The 4,406-nt window shown below is 38.6% G+C and carries 4 protein-coding genes, 1 pseudogene and 1 riboswitch; all 5 genes and pseudogenes read left to right on the forward strand.

Annotated features, from left to right (window positions below):
- Positions 1-95: riboswitch (purine riboswitch) on the forward strand. This riboswitch is flagged as partial in the annotation.
- 105 nt (positions 96-200) lie between these two features.
- Positions 201-1,535: an NCS2 family permease gene (locus tag VK097_RS14115; RefSeq protein WP_324212442.1), complete on the forward strand. Its 1,335-nt coding sequence runs from the start codon at positions 201-203 to the stop codon at positions 1,533-1,535.
- Between the two features lie 142 nt (positions 1,536-1,677).
- Positions 1,678-2,400 (forward strand): MOSC domain-containing protein, encoded by a 723-nt coding sequence (locus tag VK097_RS14120; protein ID WP_324212443.1) that lies wholly within the window; start codon positions 1,678-1,680, stop codon positions 2,398-2,400.
- Positions 2,401-2,437: 37 nt separating this feature from the next.
- Complete coding sequence (locus VK097_RS14125; protein ID WP_414672184.1) at positions 2,438-3,148, forward strand: DUF2179 domain-containing protein; 711 nt, start codon at positions 2,438-2,440, stop codon at positions 3,146-3,148.
- 623 nt (positions 3,149-3,771) lie between these two features.
- Positions 3,772-4,263: a 5-(carboxyamino)imidazole ribonucleotide mutase gene (gene purE / locus VK097_RS14130; protein WP_324212444.1), complete on the forward strand. Its 492-nt coding sequence runs from the start codon at positions 3,772-3,774 to the stop codon at positions 4,261-4,263.
- Positions 4,250-4,406: pseudogene (locus VK097_RS14135) on the forward strand (5-(carboxyamino)imidazole ribonucleotide synthase); the annotation flags it as partial. The gene purE and the pseudogene VK097_RS14135, both read left to right, overlap by 14 nt.

Raw genomic sequence — 4,406 nt, forward strand, 5'->3', positions numbered from 1 at the left:
AAATTAAATGTTTTGCGTATAATCTAGGGAATATGGCTTAGAGTTTCTACCAGACCACCGTAAATGGTCTGACTACGCTACGTGAAAATAGATGTTTTCATGGTTTTTTTGCGTATCAGTATGGTAGTAGCACTCTTGTCGATAGATAAGGGTGCTATTTTTTGTTCAATAGTTTTTGCGCGAACTGAGGAGGGACAGAGTTGAAGAAGTATTTTCGGTTCGAAGAGTTGGGTACGAATTACCGTACAGAGTTCATGGCTGGAATGACGACGTTTTTGGCGATGGCTTATATTTTATTTGTAAATCCTTCTGTTTTGTCGTTGGAAGGTGTTGAACAGCTTCCTGATGGTGTGACGAGAATGGACCAAGGAGCCGTCTTTACGGCAACGGCAATTGCAGCTGCTGTTGGAACGTTATTTATGGGTATTGTCGCAAAGTATCCAATTGGACTAGCCCCTGGAATGGGCTTGAATGCTTTTTTTGCTTATACAGTAGTACTTACTTATGGTATTCCTTGGGAAACGGCATTATCAGGTGTACTTGCTTCTGGACTTATTTTTATTATTTTGACCCTGACAGGATTAAGGGAAAAAATTATCAATTTCATTCCTGGTAATTTGAAGTTAGCTGTCGGTGCAGGGATTGGGTTTTTCATTGCTTTTTTAGGTTTTCAAAATGCAGGTATTATTATAGGAGATGACGATACACTTGTTAGTATTGGTAATTTGACGAGTGGGCCAGTAATGCTCTCCATATTTGGTATTGTTATTTCTGTTGTGTTACTTAGTTTGAATATTCGTGGCGGTATCTTTTACGGGATGCTGTTAACTTCCATTGTAGGTATGATTTTTGGTCTAATTCCCGTACCTTCAGGTGTAAGTGATGTAGTGAGTGGTGTCCCTAGTGTAGCGCCGACTTTTGGACAAGCTTTTGTTAATTTTGGTGATATATTCACATTAGAGATGCTTGTAGTGATGTTGACATTTTTATTTGTTGACTTTTTTGATACAGCAGGAACGTTGGTTGCTGTGGCAAGACAGGCTGGTTTGATGAAAGATAATAAACTACCCCGAGCAGGTAAAGCATTGTTTGCAGACTCGGCTGCTACAGTTGCAGGTGCTATTGTAGGTACATCTACAACGACTTCTTTTGTCGAGTCTACTTCAGGTGTTGGGGTTGGTGGACGAACAGGATTTACTTCTGTGGTTACAGCAGGTTTCTTTTTACTTGCGCTATTCTTTTCACCTTTATTGCAAGTAGTTACGCTTGAGGTAACTGCGCCAGCACTTATTATAGTAGGTGTACTCATGTCAACGGCTTTAAAAGAAATTGAATGGGATAGATTCGAAATTGCAGTTCCTTCCTTTTTAACGATTATAGCTATGCCACTCACATATAGTATTGCAACGGGGATTGCGATTGGTTTTGTCTTTTACCCGATAACGATGATTATGAAAGGTAAAATAAAAGAAATTCACCCTGTGATGTATGTATTGTTCGTCATATTTGTTTTGTATTTTATTTTCTTAGCTTAATGATGAGCGATCTGGCAAAATGTCGGGGTGCTTTCATATCAATCAGTATAAAAAGATGATTTCTCCCCTCAAAATTATTTTTCGTATGATAAAATGGATTTATATTCAAATTGAAATAGTAAACAATCCAGGGTGGTGTGTAATGAATAAAATGTCTAAGATACATATTAAACAAATTAGAACTGGGAAAGTAAAACATCTTGGAACACAAGGTGCTAAAAATCCAATGGAACGTCCGTGGAAAACTGGTATGTTTAAAAATAAACAGTCCGGAAAGATGTGGTTGAGTCCAACGGGATTGGAATCAGATGAAATAGGAGACACTGTTGCGCATGGTGGACCGGAAAAAGCATTGTTTGCCTATCCTGACAAGCACTATAGTTATTGGGAAAAAGATTTAGAAATGGAAATAAACACCGGGGCAATGGGAGAAAATCTTGTTATTGAGGGAATCGATGAAACAGACGTATGCATTGGGGATACTTATGAAATAGGTGATGCACTTGTAGAAGTATCGCAGCCGCGTCAACCTTGTTGGAAGCCGGCACGACGATTTGGTGTGATTGATTTCGCTCTACGAATACAGAAAAGTGGTCGTACAGGATGGTATTATCGAGTGTTGAGGGAAGGGTATATAGAAGGTGATTCGATGATGGTTTTAAAAAATCGTCCTTACCCAGAATGGACCATCCAAACATGTAATCAAATTATGCATGAAAGGAAAAAGGATTTAGAGGCCTCAGCAAGCCTTGCAGCATGTCCATTGCTTGCACCAAATTGGAAACGCAGGCTCAACAAACGATTGGAAGGAAGAGAATCGAGAATAGAAAAACGCGTATATGGACCGAATAAAGATACAGAATAAATATACATTGCCTCAAGGTTAGAAAGGGGTGTTGGAGTTGTCATGGCTGGATAACGCATTAATAATGGTGCTCATTATCTTTCTTGTCAATGTTGTTTATGTTTCCAGTTCAACGATTCGAATGATTTTAACAATGAAGGGAAGACCATATATTGCCGCGCTTGTGAGCACGATAGAGGTCATCTTATATGTTATCGGTCTTAGCCTTGTGTTGGATAATTTAGATGGTATTCAAAATATTGCTGCTTATGCGGGTGGTTATGCACTAGGTATTATTGTAGGCTCGCACTTAGAGGATCGATTGGCACTTGGTTACATTACAATTAATGTTGTTTCATCTAATCCTGAATTAAATTTTACATCAAAATTGCGCCAAGAAGGATTTGGTGTCACGAGTTGGACGTCTTATGGTATGGATGGAGATCGTTTATCTATGCAAATATTAACGCCTAGAAAACAAGAACTCCGATTGTATCAAGTAATTATGGAAATTGACCCGAGCGCATTTATGATAGCCTATGAACCAAAATATATTAAAGGTGGATTTTGGGTACGTCAAGTTCGAAAAGGTAGATTGTTCCATCAATCCGGGGAAAAGAAAGGTCAGCAAGTTGATCCCCCAGATAAAACATTGCCGGAAATTAATAAAGAATTTGAAGAAGATACGGAAATACCAGAAGAAGAGCTATTACAACAGGGAGATTCATCTAATTTGTCTCAAAAACCGAACGTTACAACTAAATTATAATGACAATGTTCGACTTTTGCTAAAAATTGATTGACGATTAAAAATTAATTTTGTTATACTTAAGTAAGTATTGAAGATTTGACGCGAAGGATGGTTCCTGATGATAGAAGTAGCTGGAAACAATATCCTTAAAAGATATAATATCGAGGTATGTATGTATAATCTACAAAGGTTTTTAACATATGTAAATATTCAATATAGGTCTATTCAAACTCTTATTAATGTTTAAAGGGAGGAGTATAGACTTTTTTTGTTTTTAATAGCTTTTGAAAGGGTACAAAATAATAAACAATATGGATATTTATTATGAAATGAGTCAATTTCCAGGATGTAAAATCCGAACATTAATATCTGCTTGAGAATGGCTTTCACTGCAGGCGGACGCTTTCCGCGGGCACGGCTTGAGCCTCCTCGTTCGCCTAAATCGCTCACTGTGGGGTCTCAAGACTCGTGCTATTCCCGCAGGAGTCGCCGCCTTACGTTACAGCCATTCGAGTTAGATTCCCAAGACGGATGTTTACGAAATTTACCTGTTAAACATTCGGATTTTGATTCAACAAACCCAGTTATGAAATTGACTCTAAAATTATAAACAATTTACTTTGACAAAAAGGGTGATGGAAGTGGCTAAAGTAGGTGTCATTATGGGAAGCACCTCTGATTGGGAAACAATGAGACATGCTTGTAATGTGTTAGATGAGCTAGATATTTCTTATGAAAAAGAAGTTATTTCGGCACATCGGACACCCGATGATATGTTTCGATATGCGGAAACAGCAAGAAAACGGGACATAAAAGTCATTATAGCCGGTGCAGGTGGTGCTGCACATTTACCAGGGATGACAGCGTCGAAAACAACGCTTCCAGTTATCGGTGTACCAGTGCAGTCTAAAGCACTTGATGGAATGGATTCGCTTTTATCGATTGTGCAAATGCCTGGCGGTGTTCCAACAGCTACGATGGCAATCGGAAAAGCTGGAGCAACAAATGCAGGTTTGTATGCAGCGCAAATTTTGTCTGTTAATGATACGCATATTGCAGTTCAGTTAGACAATTATCGAAAACAACTTACGCAAAAAGTGGAAGAAATGAGGGAAGATCTTGCAGAAAAATAATCAACCTTTAACTATATTACCTCCTCAAACAATTGGAATTATTGGCGGAGGACAATTAGGCAGAATGATGTCCATCGCCGCAAAATACATGGGTTATCAAGTAATCGTACTTGATCCTACGCCAAATTGCCCGACAGCCCAAG

The sequence above is a fragment of the Lentibacillus sp. genome (assembly GCF_035301675.1).
Taxonomy (GTDB): Bacteria; Bacillota; Bacilli; order Bacillales; family Amphibacillaceae; genus Lentibacillus.

Coding starts and splice junctions, on each gene's coding strand:
- VK097_RS14120 (WP_324212443.1), top strand. CDS start 1,678: ATGAATAAAATGTCTAAGATACATATTAAACAAATTAGAACTGGGAAA.